The sequence below is a fragment of the Paenibacillus sp. EKM10P genome (assembly GCF_011800655.1).
Taxonomy (GTDB): Bacteria; Bacillota; Bacilli; order Paenibacillales; family Paenibacillaceae; genus Paenibacillus; species Paenibacillus polymyxa.
The window spans coordinates 1-858 of sequence record NZ_JAALET010000057.1; the positions used below are offsets into that span (position 1 = coordinate 1).

An 858-nucleotide genomic window follows, 5' to 3' on the forward strand; every position below is an offset into this window, starting at 1 on the left:
CACCGCCACATGATCTGGCACAAGCTGTGCCTGTTCTTCCACATAGGCATGGAATAAGACTTCTGCTTCAGCCGCAATCTCCGATACGCCTACATCTCCAAAACCGTAGAGGATTTGTGCCTTCTCCTCGACAGTTACCATATCCAGAGCTGCCAGTGGCTGCTGTGGATGAAGTGTAATGGCACGTACGAGTTCGGTAAAATGCTGTGCAAAGCGTGCAATGGTCTCCGGCTTGTACAGCGCCGTGCTGTATTCCAGACTGCACAGAATGCCTTCTGGCTGCTCTACGGCATCCAAGGTCAGATCAAATTTGGACGTAGGATTGTCCGTCGGATACGGCTTGAAGGTCAGACCTTCCAGCTCGAACTCCTGCTGCTCAAATGTTTTCAGCTCAAACATCGTGTCAAACAGCGCATTCCGGCTCGTATCCCGCGTTAAATTCAGCTTTTCAACCAGCTCTTCAAACGGATATTCCTGATGCTCATACGCACGGAGCGCATGCTCTTTGACCTCTTGCAGGTAATCCAGGAACGTTTTGTCGCCACACGGATAATTGCGAATCGCCAACGTGTTGAGGAATACGCCTACCAGGCTCCCCAGTTCCGCATGTGGTCTTCCGGCAATCGGCGTGCCGACGATGATATCCTCTTGACCCGTGTATTTATGCAAAAGCGTGCTATACGCTGCCAGCAACACCATGTACAAGGTAGAGCCGGTTTGCGCGGCCAACTGTTTCAACTGCTCACTGTCCTCCATACGGATCGCAAACTCAAATCGAGTTCCTTCCAGACGCTGTACAGCAGGTCTTGTAAAATCCGTTGGCATATCCAGCGCCGGGATTTCACCAGACATGGTTTT

The 858-nt window shown here is 51.4% G+C and carries 1 protein-coding gene; it reads right to left on the reverse strand.

Features of this window, described 5'->3' with window-relative positions; genetic code table 11:
- On the reverse strand, nt 1-858 hold an 858-nt coding region (locus HFE01_RS26375; RefSeq protein WP_243208294.1), incomplete at both ends, for a condensation domain-containing protein.